The following is a 19247-nucleotide window of genomic DNA, read 5'->3' on the forward strand; positions in this document are numbered from 1 at the left end:
TTCGACACAAGAATTAGAATTAAAACTAAAACGATAATAAAAATAAAAATATTAAGGATTATCAACATAATTCACATCACTTTCAAATAAATAATTATTTACAGTTACAAATAATTCAGTACTAGAAAAATCAACGACTTCCAACATTGCACCCTTTTCAGGAATGCCGTTGATTACACGATACATATAAGGACTACCGTAGATGCGAATCACGCCATTAAAATTATCTGTTGAAGATCGAAAACACTTTCCAATCGTTTTACGCATTTGATATTCACCACTCACAAGTACCCCTCCTTATTTTTCATTCACTTTTAAAGCTCTTTGATTGTTTTCCCTGCGCGCTTCATTTGGACAAGCCCAATCAATAACCGAACAACAATATTAATCACCATCATCACAGCAAAAATCGGTAACGTTTGGCTTGTTAAGAAACCAACTTCTAAAATATGATGGAACAACATCGCCGCAACATAAATACCGCCAATTGTCGTTACTGCAAGGAAAATCCGCAATGGATTAAACGGTAGACATGCCCTGACAACAGCCATACAGCTAATACCGATCAACAGATAATACATCAATGTCGTCGTTTCCATTTGAGCGAACTCTTGTCCTTTACCAATGAGATAAACAGCCACGATATTCAAAACAACTAGAACCGCATTTATTGAAGCATTTCGTAACGCTGTAGGTAAAAACTTACCCTTGACCTTGCGTTTATCCCCTTCAAATGAAAGGAAGAACGCTGGATAGCCTTCAATAGCCAAATCGATCAACGTGATTTGGATCGGAATAAATGGAAATGCAATTGCTGTGAACATACAAATCATCGATAAAATAAATGAATAGATCGTTTTGATGAAAAAGATACTGGCAACTTTCGTGACATTATTGACCACGCGTCTACCTTCAAATAAAACTTCCGGTAACGTTGTAAAATCAGAATCCAATAAGACCAAATTAGAAATTTGTCTGGTCGCACCGTCTCCTTCAGCCATCGCGATACTACAATCTGCTTCACGTAAAGCTAGAACATCGTTTACACCGTCTCCTGTCATTGCTACAACGTGATCATGATCTTTTAATTCACGAACGATCGTCCGTTTTTGCTGAGGCGTCACTCGGCCGAACACCGTATATTCATGAACTGCTTTGCGAACCTCTGCTTCTGTTTCCATCGTGGATAAATCAATATATGACTCATATCCAAACAAACCAGCACGACGAGCGATATTAGAAACGGTCACTGGATTATCTCCAGAAATGACTTTTAGATCGATTCCTTCTTCACGTAAATAAGCCAACGTTTCATTCGCATTTTGACGAATCGGATCATCGATTTCTAATACAGCTAACGGCTCTAAATAAGGCATCTCTTGTTCATCTAAACGCGTATTCCCAGCGATTCCAAGCATCAACACTCGATACCCGTTTTCTTGCGCATCCAAAACTTCCTTAGGTAAGCGCTCCGCAGAAAATAATTTTTCCGGTGCACCAAGGTATACTGTCCCAAGCTCAGTAAAGTCGATTGCTCCCCATTTTCTTTCAGAAGAAAATGGTAACGTCTGCTCAGCACCATAACGGTTCGATAATTCAAAATACTCTCGAATCGCTTGCATCGTGATATTGTTATCAGTACTTTCAGCTAAATAACTACCGATTACTTGCGGAAAGTTCTCGTGATAATCGGCATGAAGCACAGTCACTTTTTGAACTTTCATTTTCCCTTCGGTAATTGTCCCAGTTTTATCTAAACATAAGGTATCTACATGAGCTAATGTTTCGATCGAATACATATCCTGAACTAAGATACGTTTTTTAGCTAGTTTCACGACACCTGTTGTCAACGCAATACTAATTAACAGAACCAGCCCTTTTGGCAGCATCCCTAATAAAGCTGCAGCTGAAGCAACCACAGAACCTTTTAATCCAGCATCTCTGATCATGAAGCCTTCTAAAAATAAAATGACCCCTAAAGGAATAATAACTAAACTTGTAAATTTTGATACTTTTCGAATTGAATTCACTAACTCAGATTGAATAGGTTTATGAACTTTTGCTTCTGCTGTAATTTTGACTGCATAGTTTTCGGCACCTACATGAATAACTTTTGCATAAGCTTGTCCACTCGCTAAAAAGCTACCAGAAAGAAGGATATCTCCTTGCACTTTTTCGATCAAATCAGATTCCCCAGTCAGTAAGGCCTCATTTGCTTCAACTTTGCCTTCGATCACTTCTAAATCAGAAGGAACCTGTTCCCCTGCAGCGATCACAACGATATCGTCCATCACTAATTCTTTGGTGTCGATCTCGATTTCTTTGCCATCACGTACAACATGCACACTTTCTTTAGCAACAATCGATAACTTTTGTACTAAATTTCTGGCATGGATCTCTTGATAGATCCCCATTCCCATATTGACCAAAATGATTGCCAGAAAGGCCAAATTAGAATATGCGCCAACAAAAAATAAACAAATCGCAATCGCAAAGTTTAAAAAATTAAACAAGGTCATTACATTATCGTAAATAATATCTTTCGTTGATTTAGCTACATTTTCTTCATAATCATTTTGAAGACCTTGTTTCTTTCGCTCTTCTACCTCCGATTGAGTTAGGCCTTGTTTTATATCAAACTTATTTGTCATGAAATTGTTTCCCTACTTTCTCCTTGTTAAAGATACACCTTCTCTAGTTTACTTGTTAATAGAAAGAACTTCAAGAAAATCCTTGAGAATTCGCATAATTTCAATAGACGATTATTCTCAAGGATTATTTACTTATTTGAGCCATTTGATAAATTGCAAATTCATCTTAACAATATCTGCATAAAACATGTTTCCACCATTACGATATAAAAAACCACCGTTATGAAAAACTGCCTGCGGCCGATAATAACGATACATTTTCTGCTCGTCATTTCCTAATAAAGGAGCCAAAACATCTCTTGAATACTCTTCAGCTAAACGAACCGTATTTTTGCCTCCGCGTTCTTTAACAAATTCAATATAATCCAAACCAAAATTATAAGCCTGAACCGCAGTCCACTGATCACAGCCTGCTGCTTCTGCCTTTTCAATGGACTGAGCCAAGTAAGCAACACCAGCGTCGATGCTTTCTTTTGATGTGCCGATCATATGTCGTTGACCATAGACACTCTCACTGCTTTGCATCAAGTCATCCGCTCTACCTTTAGATTCTGTGTAGATAATTGCTAAAATAACATCCTTATATTCAGGAATGTGATTCTCTTTTACGGCTTGTTCTACTTCGTCTTCAAAGGTCATCACATGTTTAACATTTTTACGAATATCATAGCCAAGATAAACCGCTAAAATAATCAATAGTAATAGCATTAATAATAATACTCTTTTAAATAATCTCGCCAATTTGCCCATCATATCATCCAAACTTTTTTAAGTTAGTACTTATCATACGTTATTCTAAAAAAAAAATCTAAATAAATGCTGATTCTTTATTATTCTTTAATAAAACGTGACTAGATAATTGCCTTTTCGGTTTAAAAACGAGTCAAAAACCGATATACTAAAGACGACAGGTGGGAATAAAATGAAACGAGAAAAAAGAGTAGTATTAACAGCGGATTACAGTCAAATTTATTACGAAATTTGCGGCACTGGCTTCCCTCTATTCCTTCTTCACGGTAATGGCGGAAGCGGAAAATATTTTGAGAAACAATTACCTGAATTCAGTCAGCATTTTAAAGTGATCACCGTAGACAGTCGCGGACATGGACATTCTACCAATCAAAGCTCTATCTTGTCATTTGACCAGATGGCGGAAGATTTATACTTGATCATGAAACAGGAGCACATTCAACAAGCGGATTTTGTTGGCTTCAGCGATGGCGCAAATGTTGCAATGGTCTTCACTAAAAACTACCCCAAAGCCGTTCATCGGCTTGTTTTAAACGCTGGAAACACAACTGTTTCAGGAGTCAAGCCCTTTTTTAGAGCATTAACGGAATTGGAATATTTGCTAATACGCTTAGCTGCAGTTGCCAGTGAAAAAGCAAAAAACTATTTGCCCATTATTCAGTTGATGCGAAAAAATATCGATGTCTCAACAAATGATTTAAGGCGATTTACAGTTAAGACATTAGTCATTGTTGGAAAATACGATGTGATCAAACGGGTTCACTCGATATATCTGGCAAAAAATATTCCGAATGCTTCATTTGTTTTAGTGCCGAGTCAAGGACACTCTTTTGCAAAAAAGAATCCGGATTTATTTAATCAAGAAGTGCTCTCATTTTTATTAGAAAAGTAGGTGTATTTAGTGAAAAAAATGCTTCAATGGTTCAAAGAACGAACCGGTTATTTTAAAATAATTTTTATTTTTTCAGTTATTCTGATCATCTTGCGCGAACTTCTTACGATCAGTAAGACTATTTCATTCAATCAATTAGGAGTTATCTTTCAAGACATCCCACTTTGGAAGATTGCCTTGATGCTTCTTATTGGATTAATTTCTGTACTGCCGATGCTAGGTTACGATGTAATTCTCAACAGGATCTTAGGGCAACATCCTAAAAAACGCTTTTTATTTGAAAGTAGCTGGATGATCAATACGATCAATAACATTGCCGGCTTCGGCGGATTGATCAGTATCGGTCTGCGTTCTGAATTCTACGGCAGAGAAAAAGATGGTAAAAAAGTGGTTCAGGCTCTTTCGAAGATTTTACTTTTTTTGATGTCTGGTCTTTCGATTTATAGTCTTATTTCATTTTTACTAGTGACACTTGGCCATACAAACGATTATATCCAGCAATACTGGGTTTGGTTAATTGGCGGCAGCTTGTATTTTCCAATTGTACTACTCGTTAGTTTTTTAAAAAAAGACAACTATATTGGTGATATCGACAAAAAAACACGTGCTGGTTTGATCCTAACCTCTTTCATGGAATGGACGGGTGTTTTAGGCAGTTTCTTATTGATCGGTCTTTTGATGGGGGTCAAAATGAATCCATTACAGATCATCCCATTATTTATTGCCGCGTCTGTTATCGGAATCATTTCGATGATCCCAGGTGAACTAGGCAGTTTTGACCTGCTGATGATTCTTGGTTTGTCTGCTCTTGGTATCTCTCGTGAAGTTGTCGTTGCTTGGATCCTGCTCTATCGACTCTTCTACTATATTATACCGTTTCTGATCGGCATGATTTTCTTCATGAACAATTTAAGCTACTCGTTGAATAATCGATATTCTGGTATTCCCAGAGAGCTTTCAACTGAGCTGGCTCATAAATTTGTCGTTTTCCTTATGTATTTTTCTGGAATTATGATTGTTTTATCAGCTACGATCCCTGAAGCTTTTGCAGAGTTAACTTGGCTCAAACAGCTAAACCCGCTCTCTTTTCGCATCATCACACAAGTCCCTGCAATTTTACTAGGTTTTTTACTCTTGATCACTGGCAGAGGCATTGCAGCGCGTGTGAAACGGGCATATTTCCCTACAATAGGATTGATCGTCATTACACTTGGTTATACCTTTATGAAGGATTTTAGTTGGGGTGTGATTTTATTCTTGAGTTTGCTTTTGCTTATTATTGTCTTTTCTAAGCGACAGTTATATCGAGAACAACTCGTTTATTCTTGGGAAATGATCACAGTTGATGGCGTAATTTTTCTGACGCTAACAATTCTATATATCGTGATCGGTGTCTATAACTTACCGGCTTTCCCTCATCACAAGCACAAATTTATCTCCTTTTTCTTATTCCCGTCTGAAAAAATTTGGCTTTCAGGCTTTATCGGTATCTTATTAGTCACTTTAGTCAGTTATTTGTTCATTCGTTATCTTGAAGGAAAACGATATAAAATCGGGCTACCTTTGGACGATGAACGCGCATTATCGCTTTTGATGACCTATGGCGGAAATACAGATAGTCAATTGATTTTTCTTGGTGACAAAGATATGTACATTTATCAGAATAAGGCTCAAGAAGATACTGTTTTGATCCAATTTAAAACAATCAACAATAAGTGTATCGTCATGGGCGATCCTTCAGGAAATAAAGAGGATTTTTCTGATGCGATCGAGCAGTTTATCACTGAAGCTGATAGTTGGGGCTATTTACCTGTTTTCTATGAAGTTTCAGAAGAAAGTGTGATGTTTTTACACGAGTTTGGCTATGATTTCATTAAAATGGGCGAAGAAGCTCACGTTGATTTACCAAGCTTTACATTATCCGGCAAAAAAATGAAAAGTGCGCGAGCTGTTATGAACCGTTTCACTAAAGAAAGCTATTCATTTGAAGTCCTGGCCCCTCCCTTTTCAAAAGAGCTGGTATCAGAGCTAAAACAAGTTTCAGATGAATGGCTGGGTAGTCGTAAAGAAAAAGGGTTTTCTCTCGGCTTTTTTAATGAAGATTACCTATCTCGCAGTCAAATCGCTGTTGCTAAAAATCAATCAGGAAAAATCATTGCTTTTGCAAATATCATGCCGACTTATACGAAAGAAGAAGGAACGATCGATTTAATGAGATACAGCAAGGAGGCTCCTTCTGGCGTGATGGACTACCTCTTTATCTCCTTATTCCAACATATGCAAGAAGAAGGTCTAGCCTATTTCAACTTGGGGATGGCTCCACTATCAAATGTAGGAACATCGAGAAAAAGCTTTATCCAAGAACGCGTCGCTTATCTTGTTTATGAATTTGGTTCTCGTTTTTATTCTTTCCAAGGATTACGGGATTACAAAGAAAAATATGCGACTGCCTGGATTCCGCGTTATACCCTTTATTCAAGAGAAAGCTTTATTGCTTATGTTATGATCGCACTCTTGATCATCGACAACGCACCTGTCGAAAAACAAAAAAATGTTCACGGTATTCGTCGTATTCTTAGAAATAGATCTCAACGTTAAGACTTGGATTGCTGGAGATGCTCTATAAATTGAACTAACATTGGAATCAGGGACAAAACTGTTTTATAGTTTTGTCCCTGATTCGTTTTTCACTTATTTAACTTTATTTTTATCTCCTCATTAAAACAAGCTGTGCCAGTTATTCCAACCGAATGTGCCCCCTTTTCCCCTCTAGTAACATGAACTAAAACCTTTCCTGATCTGTTTACATGCTTCCCTTGGAAAACAGTGATTTCTTTTTTTTGATCTGTAGGATAAACATGATTTAAGGCATATGCTCCCATCACGCCAGAAGCTGTACCCGTGACAGAATCTTCATTCGTTCCAGAAAAAGGAGAAGAAAAATGCCTTGCGGACATCACAGCATTTTCTTTTGAGCGTATAGCAAAAGGATGAATCGACGATTTCGGCATTTCAGTCAATAACTCTGGAAACCGCTGAGCATCTGCAGACATTTTATCTAACACATGTTCATTTTTGACCGGCACCAGCAAGGTCCATGAGCCTGTATTTCCATATTGAATCGGCAAAATAGGATCAAGATCTGTCCTATCGATTCCTAAACTATTACAAAGTGCCTCTTTGTCTCCCATAAAGTCAATGAACTTTGGTTTTGCTTGAGTCATTGTGATTTCACATTGTTCATCATTATAAGTGACCGAAAGAAGCCCCGCTTTCGTTTCAATGACTCGCTTTTGACTTCCTTTTCCATGATATAAAGCAAAAATACTTCCCATCGTCGCATGTCCACATAATGGTGTTTCGTGTCCCGGTGTAAAATATCGTAATTTGACATCCGCATGATCACTCGAACAACAAAAAACTGTTTCATTAAAACCAACTTTTTTCGCAATTTCCTGCATTTCTTTTGTACTATACTGATCACCATCCAAGACAACACCTGCTGGATTTCCTTGACCAATAACTTTAGTAAATGCATCTATTCTTAAAACCGAACACTCCATCAACAACCACTCCCTTTTTTAGTCCATATCATATAATAAAAAAACATGTACGTCAAAAACAGACTTTCGTTTTGACGTACATGCTTAGTGTGACTTTTTTTATTTTTCTATTTCTGTAACAATGCCAGATCCAACTGTGCGGCCGCCTTCACGAATTGAAAAGGTCGTTCCTTTTTCAACGGCAATTGGATGGATCAATTCAACATCGATCGTTACATTGTCACCTGGCATAACCATTTCAACATTTTCAGGAAGTTCAACAACTCCCGTTACATCCGTTGTTCGGAAATAAAATTGCGGACGATAATTTGTAAAGAATGGTGTATGACGTCCACCTTCTTCTTTTGTAAGAACATAGACTTCTGCAACAAATTTTGTATGCGGAGTAATAGAACCAGGTTTGGCGATTACTTGTCCACGTTCGATTTCATCACGAGTGATTCCACGTAAAAGCACACCAACATTATCTCCTGCTTCCCCATAATCCAATGTTTTTCTAAACATTTCGATTCCGGTTACCACAGCTTTTTGTGTTTCTGGTTTAATACCGACGATTTCAATTTCATCGCCAACGCTCACTTTGCCTCGATCGATACGACCAGAAGCAACAGTTCCCCGTCCCGTAATTGAAAAGACATCTTCGACCGGTAATAATAATGGTTTGTCCGTATCTCTTTCAGGTGTAGGAATGTATTCATCTACTGTATCCATCAATTCCATGATCGCAGCTTCTGCTTCTGGGTCTCCTTGTAGTGCTTTTAATGCAGAGCCTTTGATGATTGGTGTGTCATCACCTGGAAAATTGTACTCATTAAGTAATTCACGGACTTCCATCTCAACCAAGTCGATCAACTCTTCATCATCTACCAAGTCTGTTTTATTAAGGAAGACGATCAAATATTTAACACCAACTTGACGAGACAATAAAATATGTTCTCTTGTTTGCGGCATTGGACCATCAGTTGCTGAAACGACTAAAATCGCTCCATCCATTTGGGCTGCCCCTGTAATCATATTTTTCACGTAATCCGCGTGTCCTGGTGCATCGATATGCGCGTAATGACGAGCCTCTGTTTCATATTCCACATGGGCTGTGTTGATTGTGATCCCACGTTCTCTTTCTTCTGGTGCTGCATCAATACTAGCATAGTCCTGCGGGTTTGCTAGGCCTTTTTTTCCTAATACTGTAGTGATCGCAGCTGTCAATGTTGTTTTCCCATGATCGACATGACCGATCGTGCCGATATTTACATGGGGTTTACTTCTGTCATAATGTTGTTTTGCCATAATTTACAAACCTCCTATTTTCTTCAAAGGTTCAATCAAAGGATTTTAAATTGACCTTTATTGACCTTTGTAATGCTATTATATACCTATTTAAAAAAAGTACAACTTATATGCTTACTAATTGTAAGTTTAAAATCATAAACAAAAAAAGGATGGTCTTGAGTCCCATCCTTTCATAAATCATTTTTTATAAAATTGATCCATCTTACGTTCGACATTTTCGCCGCATACATTTGCAAATTCAGCCGATAAGCGGCGTAACTCTATTGCATCATCCAGAGAAAGCTCCTCTGTTTGAAATTTCTCGATCAGTCCCAACAACCGTTCTGTATTTTCCTTCATATTTCTCCCACCTTAAATTCTATCAACGACTTGTTCAGCTTCCTTTTCATCATAAACCGTCAAAATAAATTTCTCTTGATAAGATTTAGTCATTTCTTTAATTGAATCGATCATATGAGTATCACAATCAATATAAAGAATGATTGCTTCAAATCTATTTTTAGTGTCGTTTAAAAAACGTTTTAAGTCGTCAAGTGTATTATGTTTTGTGATTGTTTCATAGGCCGGCATTTGTTTTGCTCGAATAAAATTATAGGGAATATCTCCAGAATATCCGACAATTGCAACTTTCTTACCAGTATGCTCTCGCTTAACTAAATCCCAAACTTTCTCGATTTTTCTTGAATTATTTCCTTTAACAATAATCATTGATTTATCTCCCTTTTCTTCATCATATTCAGTCGATATGACACAAAGAAACCATATGATCATCAACTGGCACCTCTTCGTGTCCAGCCCTATTCGCGCAAGATAATCTCCTCCTAAAAACAAATTACACATTAACCATAGCATAGAAAAAAAATAAAGCAAGGAAAGACAATGATTATTTGATAAAACGTAGTTTAAAAAAAACAGCTGGACAAAATCGATTCACATGGAATCTGCCTTTGCCCAACTGTAAATAGTATTGACTATTTTACTGTTACTTTACCGATCGTATCGTTGATCGCTGTTACTTGACCTGATTTAGCTAGATCATAGTTAGCAACGATGTCTTGATTTGTGAATACAACAATCAAATCAGATTTTTTGCCTGCTGCTTCAAGTGCAGCTAGATCGATCGTAGCGATCTTATCACCTTGTTTTACTACTTGACCTTCTTCAACATGAAGTGTAAATGGTGCACCTTTTAACTCGACTGTATCTAAGCCCATGTGTAATAGTACTTCAATACCAGAATCTGTTTGAATTCCTAAAGCATGCTTGGTTGGGAAAATACTTGTGATTTTACCAGCGACTGGTGTTGTTACTTCACCGTCCGTTGGAATAACCGCAAATCCGTCACCCATCATTTTTGCTGAAAAAACATCATCTTGTACTTCAGAAATCGGGATAACTTTTCCGTTTGCTACCGCAAACAATTCAGTTTCTTTTGTTGTAGCAACAGGTGTTGCTACTGCTTCTTTCACTTCAGGCTTTTTTACAGGTTCACCTGAAATTGGAGCAGCACCGTTACGGATTTTATTCATTTCATCTGCAACGAATTGAACTTCAGTTCCAACGATCACTTGAATATTTGTATCATCAATGACTTTCACGCCTGGAACGCCAGTTGCTTTGATTTTACCTTGATCGACTTTACTTGTATCAGCAACCGTTAAACGTAGACGTGTTGTACAGTTATCGATAGAAGTAACATTGGCATCGCCGCCAAGACCTTGGTAGATTCTGCTTGCTAGTACAGCAAATTTGTTATCTCCGCTAGCAGCAACATCTGGAGTTTCTTCGCCTTCACCTTCTTCACGACCTGGAGTCATCAAGTTGAATTTCTTGATTGCAAAGTCGAATACTACGAAGTAAAGAACAGCCATTACTAATCCTTGAACGATCAACATATACGGTTGGTTCGCGATTGGATTACGTAAGCTTAACACAAAGTCGACTAGTCCAGCACTAAATGCAAAACCTGCTGTCCAGTGGAAAATTGCAGAGATGAATAATGAAATACCTGTCAAAATAGCATGTAATACATATAATGGCCATGCTACGAACATGAATGAAAATTCTAATGGTTCAGTAATACCTGTGAAGAATGAAGCAAAAGCTGCTGCGATCATCAATGAAGCAGTTGCTTTTTTCTTTTCCGGACGAGCGTTACGATAAATCGCGTATGCTCCAGCTGGTAAACCAAACATCATCATTGGGAAGAACCCAGCTTGATACATACCAGTGACACCTTTTTCACCAGCACCTGACAAGAAGTTTCCGATATCGTTGATACCAGCTACGTCAAACCAGAATACTGAGTTTAAAGCATGGTGTAAACCTGTCGGAATCAATAAACGGTTAAAGAATCCGTAAAGACCAGCACCAACAGCACCCAATTTAGAGATAGATTCACCAAAAGTTACTAAACCGGAGAATACTACTGGCCAAACAAAGAACAATACGCCAGAAGCTACTAACATTGCTAGAGCTGTCATAATTGGTACTAATCGTTTTCCACTAAAGAAGGATAGCGCCATTGGTAATTTCACCTGACTGAAACGATTATACATTGCTGCAGCAATCAATCCAGATAAAATACCGATAAAGGCATTACCGATTTTTGCAAATGATGGATCGACTTGCTCAACAGGAATTCCTTTCATTGCGCCAACAGCTGCCGTTGAAAGGAGCGTCGTTACAACTAAGAAGGCTACCAGCCCACTAAGAGCTGCCGCACCATCTTTATCTTTGGACATTCCCAATGCTAAACCAACCGCGAATAATACAGGCAGGTTATCAATGATCGCGCCCCCTGCTTTTACTAAGAAAACAGATAAGAAATTCGGATCTCCTAATCCGGTCATTACGTTTGGATCGATCCAGTAGCCAATCCCCATTAAAATCGCTGCTGCCGGTAATACGGCTACAGGAAGCATCAATGAACGTCCCATTCTTTGCATGTATGCTTTCATTTTTGTTTCTCCCCTTACACTTTTATTTGGTCATCCTCAAGCGTTCGATGTGAATCGCCAGATAACCTAATTCTTCATTTGGAACTTGATAATGAAAATTCCTCATTAACAAAACCTGGACTTTTTTAGAGATTTCATAGCTCTCCGCATATTTCTTGCGGACTACATCTAAAATTTCATCATCCAGTACTGCATATTGATTCTGTTGAAAACGGTGAATAAACAAGCGCAAATGATTGACTAGCCTAGAATAACTCAAACTCATCTTTTCATCGTGAATATTGATCCCCAATTCTTGCTCGATTAAATGAATAATTTCTGAAACGATTGTGACTTCACGAATACTTTTACTATTATCCGTCCGCCCGCTGCGAGCACTATGAATATGGATCGCAATATAACCTGCTTCGTCGTAGCTAAATGGAATTTCCAATGTTTGCGTCAAATACTCAACAGCCCATTGTGCTATCGAAAATTCTTCACTGTAAAGAATCTCGATCTCATTTAAGAGTTTATTTCGTACAATAATATTGTTTTGAATATTTTCAGCAGCAAAAGCAATGTGATCACTTAGCCCGATATTGATATGCTCATTTAGTTTTTCACCTAAAACCATTTCAGCATGTGCAATGATTTCTTCTGTTACAAAGAAATATTTCTCGTCGATTTGCGATAATAGAACCTGTAGTTTTTTTACACCATCTGGTTCCATCACAAACATCCGCTCCACCTGTTGCGGGAATAACAAGTCATTTTTCTTCTTGTTAAAGCCCACGCCTTTGCCAACAGCTACCTTTTCCTGCCCGACATCTTCAACAAGTACTGCATTTTGATTTAGCACCTTTTTGATTTTCATAAACATTCCTCTTCTGCAGAAGTAGATCGTCCGCATTCACGTGCCAGAGCAACAAAAAAAGCATAGAACAATCCCGTCAAAATATGAGTATATCATATTTTAAAGAAATTCTTCCATGCCTAGTATTATCTAGTCACATGAAAACGCTATTCGTTTTGTTAACAGTGATAGTTTACAAAGATATAGACCATTTGTCAATCAATTTGTATCTTTTTTTTCAAAAAAGTGATCAAAAAGATTTTTAGCTGGAAGATTAAAAAAAATCAACGAATGTTCTTATATAAAAAACATTCGCTGATATCCTCTTATTCTTCTTCGTCGGCATACTCGTCTTCATCGTCAAAGTCGTCATTTACATCATCTTCATCAATGATAGTCAAGTCTTCTTCAATACCTGGAAGCTCTTCTTCTTCATCATCTGAATCAGCACCGATTTCTTGAAGGTCAGAGTTGTATGCTTTGATTTCTTCATCCTCATCGTCATCATCGTCATAAAGAATATCCTCTTCGTCTTCATCCGTTAATTCTGCATCTTCCGGATCATCGTCGTTGTAGTCGATCACGTCTTCATCATTGGCATCAATAATAAAGGCATTGACTTTCTTACGTTTTCTACGGCGTGGTTTATCTTCTTCATCATCTTCTAAACCATGTGTTACTTCTTCGTCGATAGAATCGATTGGATACCATGAGCGCAAGCCCCAACGGTTATCTCCTAAAGAGATAAAACTGCCATCAATATTTAAGTCAGTATAAAATTGTGCTAAAGAGTCACGAATTTCGCTGTCAGATTTTCCAAGATAATTTTGAATTTGGTTTACTAAATCAGAGAAGTTCATCACATCTTCACGTTGTTCTAAAATTGCGTGCGCAACTTCGATCATGGATAATTCATCTTTGTTCAACCCGTCAAATACATTAATTTCCAAACGGTACACGTCCTTTCACAGTCTATTCTTTATCATACAAAAACATGAAGAAAAAATCAATTGATTCTTACATAATTACGCAGTAAATTCTAATTCTAAATGATATTCACCGATTTTTTCTGCCTGAGAATACAAATCATAATCAATTAGAATACTTCCAGCTACTGGCTGATCTTTTAAACTAAAGCGTAAATTGCGCGTGAATGTCGTGATTTGGAATAGTCCATATGGAGTTCTATAGCTAGTGTCCAAACGCTCCTGATAAGCAAATTTCAAACGCATCCGCAATCCTCCAGCGCGAATCAGCTGGATTTTCCCATCCGGCTCAACTTTGATCGTAACGGGCACAGGCTCTCCCTCTTCCTGCTCTTCTTTATAGCGAATATAAAGTGTATCGCCAATTTTGACGATTTGACCTTCTAAATCAAAATAAAAATTCTTTTTTTCTCCCTCCTGATCGACAATTGTTTTCAATTGAATAGATACAGGTGTTCCTTGTGATAAATCCATAATGACACGCTCCTTAATTTTAAAGTGGAATGAGCTCGTTCAATTTTGATAGAAAATAGGAAAATCAAAAAGTGATGCTCTTTACCACTTTGAGATTTTATCTTTTTCTCGAAAAATTAGCTCATGAAACTAGATAATAAAAGTGGAATGGGCTCGGTTGACTTTGATAGAAAATAGGAAAATCAGAAGGTGGCGCTCTTTACCACTTTGAGATTTTATCTTTTTCTCGAAAAATTAGCTCATAACACTAGCTCATAACACTAGCTCATAAAAATCGTTGTATTTTTAATATAACATTAAGTTCACTGATCAAACCAACGCTTCTGCAATTGTCTGATCGATCACTAATATTGTACAGCATTTACCAACCAGCAATGGCAAAATACTTTCTGCTTTTTCCTCGCCATAGGCAATTATCATGACATCTGGCATATGCGCAAGATCCTCTACTTTGACCCCAAGCATTCGTTTGCTGATTTCATTGTTGACTGTTTGCCCATTTTTGTCAAATAGTGACGCTACTGCATCTCCTTTAACTTCGGTGCGTTTGATCATCTGTGCTTCCTCGACATCGATATATCCTAACCTTTTCCAAGTAGAACTCTCATTTGGGTTCCCAACGCCAATAATTGCTAAATCTACATGTTTTGCCTGATCCATAGCAGTTTTGACTAGCTTGGTCTGATTTAGGACCTCAGCCAGTTCAATGCTTTCTGCAAGTGCAGGCGCATAAAAGTACTGACACCGACTATTCAATTTTTCGGCTAAACGAAAAACCAAATGGTTCGTATCAAAATACAAATGCTCACTTGAAACACCTCCGACCAAAGGACAAACATTGATTGTTGGAAATGAACAATATGGCATTTCATCGATCATATCTGCTAATGTCGTTCCCCACGATAGTCCCACAGACATATCAGGCGACAAATGTTCTTTAAGATACATTGAGGCCGAACTGCTGATTTCTCTTTTAATCGCTTCAGGTTGCTTTTGTTCATTTGTAGGAATAACAAGAACATCTCGTAAATCAAACTTTTTTTCCAGACGCAAACCTAATTCTACCACATAAGCTGATTCATCTTTAATAGAAATAGATACGATTCCATTATCTTTCGCCTGTTGTAAAATTTTAGAAACCACCGGACGTGAAATGCCATCTTTTTGGCAATAACTGCTTGTGTCAGACCTTGCTCGTAATACATTGTTACGATTTTCAGCATTTTTCTTCGATTTTCACTAATCTTCATATCTAACCCTCAGTGTGTGCCATTGCTTGTTCGATCGCTCGAACTAGCGATTCGACTTGAGGCGTTGCTTTCGTTTCAAGTGATTTTTGTGCCGGCATCGGAACAAATTCTCCACCTAAACGAATGATTGGTGCAGCAAGCTTAGTTGCTAAATCAGACTCAGCAATAACAGCAGTCAATTCTGCACTGAACCCACTATTTTTAACAGCCTCAGTAGCCACGATCACTCGTTTTGTTTTCGCAGCGGACTGGAGCAATGTTTGCGTGTCTAAAGGAACCAAAGTTCTCGGGTCGACAACTTCAACGGAGATTTCTTTTTCTTTGACAATTGCTGCTGCCTGTAATGCTTTATCAACCATAATCCCAGTGGCTATGATCGTAACATCTGTCCCGGCAAGTTTGATATCAGCTTCACCAAGAGGTAAATCATACGTATTTTCCGGAACCTCACCACTTGTTCGATATAGCAATTTATGTTCATAAAACATCACTGGATTATTATCTTTGATTGCGGCATGTAGTAATCCTTTTGCATCATATGCGTTTGATGGCTGCACAACTTTTAAGCCTGGAATATGCGCCATCCAATTTTCTAAGCTTTGAGAATGCTGGGCACCTGCTCCTGTTCCTGATCCTGCCGCAGTCCGCATGACTAATGGAACACTTGCCTTTCCACCATACATATAGTGGATTTTTGCCGCTTGGTTGACTAATTGATCCATAGCTACAGTGATGAAGTCTGAAAACTGCAACTCCATTATCGGCCGCATACCTGTCATGGCCGCACCTACAGCTGCTCCAGCAATCGCACTTTCAGAGATAGGCGTATCTCGAACCCGTTGTGTACCATATTTTTCCTGCAGGCCTTGGGTTGCACCAAATCCACCACCATAAATACCAATATCTTCACCTAAAAGAAACACACGCTCATCTTGAGCTAATGCTTCATCTAGTGCTTCATTGATTGCTTGTAAGTAAGTGATTGTCCTCATTTATTTTCCTCCGCGTAAACATGTGTCCAAAGATCAGCACTTGTGGGTTCTTCATCTTGTTTCACTGAAGCGATCAATTCAGCAAATTCGTTTCTGATCGACTCTTCTAATAAACGAATATCCTCTGGAGTCAGTTGATTTTGCTGAATCAGTTTTGTTTCCAGACGGACGATTGGGTCATTATATTTTTGCCACTGGCGACATTCTGCCTCTGAGCGATACATCAGCTTATCCGATTTTGAATGACCTTTATGTCTATAAGTTAAGGCTTCGATAAGTGTGGGACCACCGCCATTTCTTGCCTTTTCAACTGCTTTCCCCACAGTTTGAGCAACCTCGTCCAGATCGTTCCCATCGATTGTAATACCTTCGATGCCATAGCTTTTCCCACGTTCAGAAAGTTGATCGATATTGACCATCTGTTCAATTGAACTACTCATCCCATATTGATTATTTTCAATAAAATAGATTACTGGCAATTGCCAAATAGATGCTAGATTCAGCGCTTCGTGAAAACTGCCTTCATTCGTTGCGCCATCGCCAGCATAACATAGCACTACTTGATTCGACCCTTGCATTTGCGCACTAAGAGCCGCTCCTGCCGCAATCGGGAAACCAGCTCCAACGATTCCATTTGAACCTAAGTTACCAACATCCAGATCAGCGATATGCATGCTGCCGCCTTTCCCTTCGTTGGTACCAGTTTTTTTCCCTAACATTTCAGCGAACATTGCACGGACATCTGTTCCTTTTGCAATACAGTGTCCATGATTTCTATGTGTAGATACAATCCAATCATTTTGATCAAGCATGCCCGCTCCACCGACAGCTGTTGCTTCCTGGCCAATACACAGATGCATCGTTCCATAAAGCTCTCCTTCATCAAAAAGCTGCTGGATCATTTCTTCAAATATGCGAATTTCCCACATTTTTTTTAAGCCAGAAATATTATCGAGTTGCTTATTTGCTTCCGCAAGATCTATCTTCGAATTCATGTACTCGCTCCTTTACAATTGTTCCTCTTCAAATCATATGTAAATATACTATAGTTTTTCTGCTTCAATAGCAAGATTTTCTCCATCTTTTTTTGATTTCTTTAAGATTTTTCAACTTTAGTTATTATTTATCCACAATGAGGCATGATTTTTCGCTTAAATCGTATATAATAGATAATGGAGGTGTATAAAGATGTTATTTCACGATGAAAAAGCAATGCTCTTTTGTATGCATTGCCAAAAAGAAACACTACATGATATTCAGTATATGAATGAAATCATTTCCAGCATCGAGTGTGATGAATGCCACAACCAGATGAGTATCGACATCGATGCAATGAATCAATTTTATCATTATTTATACGAACGCTTAGTCTCAAAGCCCGGTCGCTTAACAGAAGAAGCCCGACAAGATTTCAGCAAATTTCTCGCAACGATGCCAATGCGTATTATCAGCAAGCCGATGCGGTTTACAAATGAATACAACCAAATGAATAAGGAAGTCAAGGATTATGTCTCTCGAGTGAAGCAGGATGATGATGCAGATGAATGATTTAGAATGGTTCCCTCATTTCGATTCTGTCTATCTATATGATCAACAGTGCTTAACCGAAAAAGATTACTTTTTGCCCTTTGCATTAACTGATGTTTTAACAACCTTTGCAGGAATCAATCAGCAACCGATCATCCACTTTTGGCAGTTAGATCAAGCGATGATTCTCGGGATGAAGGATACTCGTGTCACAGATCTTTCTGCAGGTCTAACCTCTTTAAGAAAGGCCGGATATAATTCTATTGTTCGCAATGCTGGCGGCCTAGGCGTTATTGCTGATAAAGGAGTCTTAAATGTTTCGCTGATTTTACCCAATACCTCCGATAAAAAGCTGAGCATCGATCAAGGCTACACCCTGATGTGGGAATGGATAAAACATACATTTGAGAATACTTCTCACAAAATCAACGCTTTTGAAGTAACAGAATCTTATTGTCCAGGCACCTTTGATTTAAGTATTGATGGAAAAAAATTTGCGGGAATTGCGCAACGCCGCGTCAAAAATGGTATTTCTGTCATGATTTATTTAAGTGTAAATGGGGATCAACAAAAACGCAGCGAAAGTGTTCGTGATTTTTACAAAGCAAGCCTAGGTACAGACTTCGGCAAAAATGGTTATCCGCCAGTCAATCCAGACGTCATGGCAAATTTGGAAGACTTACTTCAGACCAAACTCTCTGTTAGTGATGTCAAAAGGCAACTGCTTGGTACACTAATCTCGAAAAACAAGATTACAGTAAATGACCAAGCTCTTTCCGCTTTGTTTCAAACAGAGTGGTTCATTACTGAAACAGACAAGCAACTCGAGAAAATGAAACAGCGCAATCAACTCTTACGTTGATTTGTTCAAAAATAATTTGAGAGTGTAATAAAGCTGAAAATAAGTTTTGTTTTGCACTCTAATACTCAATAAACGATGGAAGCAGAAGTAGTTCCTTCGAAAATAAGCTGAAATTGCTGTAAAACACAATGAGAAACGAGTCGATGCTTTCTCGTCAAAAAAACATTGCAGATAAACAGTGTCGTACAGCACAAACTTCACTTTGTTCCGATCAC

18 protein-coding genes are annotated in these 19247 nt (G+C 38.1%); 4 read left to right on the forward strand and 14 right to left on the reverse strand.

Annotated elements, in window-relative coordinates; translation table 11 throughout:
• Positions 1-51 precede the first annotated feature (51 nt).
• The 3 genes from CC204_RS03205 to CC204_RS03215 all read right to left on the reverse strand — a co-directional run bounded on the left by CC204_RS03205 (position 52) and on the right by CC204_RS03215 (position 3359).
• The gene (locus CC204_RS03205; RefSeq protein ID WP_088268791.1) at positions 52-285 is read right to left on the reverse strand and encodes a hypothetical protein; all 234 of its coding nucleotides are present in this window, start codon (positions 283-285) and stop codon (positions 52-54) included.
• Positions 286-314: 29 nt separating this feature from the next.
• Positions 315-2651 (reverse strand): cation-translocating P-type ATPase, encoded by a 2337-nt coding sequence (locus CC204_RS03210; protein ID WP_088268792.1) that lies wholly within the window; start codon positions 2649-2651, stop codon positions 315-317.
• A gap of 132 nt (positions 2652-2783) precedes the next feature.
• Positions 2784-3359, reverse strand: coding sequence for a lysozyme family protein (locus CC204_RS03215; protein ID WP_373285302.1), 576 nt, complete (start codon positions 3357-3359; stop codon positions 2784-2786).
• A 214-nt stretch (positions 3360-3573) separates the two neighbouring features.
• On the opposite strand from CC204_RS03215, the gene CC204_RS03220 reads away from it, so the two are divergent.
• Complete coding sequence (locus tag CC204_RS03220) at positions 3574-4293, forward strand: alpha/beta fold hydrolase (RefSeq protein ID WP_088268794.1); 720 nt, start codon at positions 3574-3576, stop codon at positions 4291-4293.
• A gap of 18 nt (positions 4294-4311) precedes the next feature.
• Complete coding sequence (gene mprF / locus CC204_RS03225; RefSeq protein WP_188634475.1) at positions 4312-6891, forward strand: bifunctional lysylphosphatidylglycerol flippase/synthetase MprF; 2580 nt, start codon at positions 4312-4314, stop codon at positions 6889-6891.
• Between the two features lie 89 nt (positions 6892-6980).
• Here the strand turns inward: mprF and CC204_RS03230 are convergent, their stop codons facing one another.
• The 11 genes from CC204_RS03230 to CC204_RS03275 all read right to left on the reverse strand — a co-directional run bounded on the left by CC204_RS03230 (position 6981) and on the right by CC204_RS03275 (position 17638).
• Complete coding sequence (locus tag CC204_RS03230) at positions 6981-7856, reverse strand: PhzF family phenazine biosynthesis isomerase (protein WP_088268796.1); 876 nt, start codon at positions 7854-7856, stop codon at positions 6981-6983.
• A 99-nt stretch (positions 7857-7955) separates the two neighbouring features.
• Positions 7956-9143 (reverse strand): elongation factor Tu, encoded by a 1188-nt coding sequence (gene tuf / locus CC204_RS03235; protein ID WP_088268797.1) that lies wholly within the window; start codon positions 9141-9143, stop codon positions 7956-7958.
• A gap of 180 nt (positions 9144-9323) precedes the next feature.
• Complete coding sequence (locus tag CC204_RS21335) at positions 9324-9485, reverse strand: hypothetical protein (RefSeq protein WP_176372776.1); 162 nt, start codon at positions 9483-9485, stop codon at positions 9324-9326.
• Between the two features lie 12 nt (positions 9486-9497).
• Positions 9498-9917 (reverse strand): hypothetical protein, encoded by a 420-nt coding sequence (locus tag CC204_RS03240; RefSeq protein ID WP_227011224.1) that lies wholly within the window; start codon positions 9915-9917, stop codon positions 9498-9500.
• Between the two features lie 200 nt (positions 9918-10117).
• Positions 10118-12106, reverse strand: coding sequence for an N-acetylglucosamine-specific PTS transporter subunit IIBC (gene nagE / locus CC204_RS03245; protein WP_088268798.1), 1989 nt, complete (start codon positions 12104-12106; stop codon positions 10118-10120).
• A 22-nt stretch (positions 12107-12128) separates the two neighbouring features.
• Positions 12129-12962 carry a PRD domain-containing protein gene (locus CC204_RS03250; protein WP_087640139.1) on the reverse strand — a complete coding sequence of 278 codons (834 nt, stop codon included), beginning with the start codon at positions 12960-12962 and terminating at the stop codon, positions 12129-12131.
• Positions 12963-13267: 305 nt separating this feature from the next.
• A complete protein-coding gene (gene rpoE / locus CC204_RS03255; protein WP_162288319.1) occupies positions 13268-13891 on the reverse strand; it encodes a DNA-directed RNA polymerase subunit delta in 624 nt (207 codons plus the stop codon).
• A 75-nt stretch (positions 13892-13966) separates the two neighbouring features.
• Positions 13967-14401 (reverse strand): YwiB family protein, encoded by a 435-nt coding sequence (locus CC204_RS03260; protein WP_087640141.1) that lies wholly within the window; start codon positions 14399-14401, stop codon positions 13967-13969.
• Between the two features lie 309 nt (positions 14402-14710).
• Positions 14711-15544: a sugar-binding transcriptional regulator gene (locus CC204_RS03265; RefSeq protein WP_227011225.1), complete on the reverse strand. Its 834-nt coding sequence runs from the start codon at positions 15542-15544 to the stop codon at positions 14711-14713.
• Positions 15545-15653: 109 nt separating this feature from the next.
• Positions 15654-16643 (reverse strand): alpha-ketoacid dehydrogenase subunit beta, encoded by a 990-nt coding sequence (locus CC204_RS03270; RefSeq protein WP_088268800.1) that lies wholly within the window; start codon positions 16641-16643, stop codon positions 15654-15656.
• Entirely contained in the window at positions 16640-17638 is a 999-nt protein-coding gene (locus CC204_RS03275; RefSeq protein WP_088268801.1) for a thiamine pyrophosphate-dependent dehydrogenase E1 component subunit alpha, read from the reverse strand. The genes CC204_RS03270 and CC204_RS03275 overlap by 4 nt, the downstream gene beginning before the upstream one ends.
• Positions 17639-17831: 193 nt before the next feature.
• Here CC204_RS03275 and CC204_RS03280 point away from each other — a divergent pair, with 193 nt between their 5' ends.
• Entirely contained in the window at positions 17832-18191 is a 360-nt protein-coding gene (locus CC204_RS03280; protein WP_088268802.1) for a hypothetical protein, read from the forward strand.
• Entirely contained in the window at positions 18184-19032 is an 849-nt protein-coding gene (locus CC204_RS03285; RefSeq protein WP_227011226.1) for a lipoate--protein ligase family protein, read from the forward strand. Before CC204_RS03280 ends, CC204_RS03285 begins: the two co-directional genes overlap by 8 nt.
• Positions 19033-19247 lie beyond the last annotated feature (215 nt).

The sequence above is a fragment of the Enterococcus wangshanyuanii genome, from assembly GCF_002197645.1.
Lineage (GTDB): Bacteria > Bacillota > Bacilli > Lactobacillales > Enterococcaceae > Enterococcus_L > Enterococcus_L wangshanyuanii.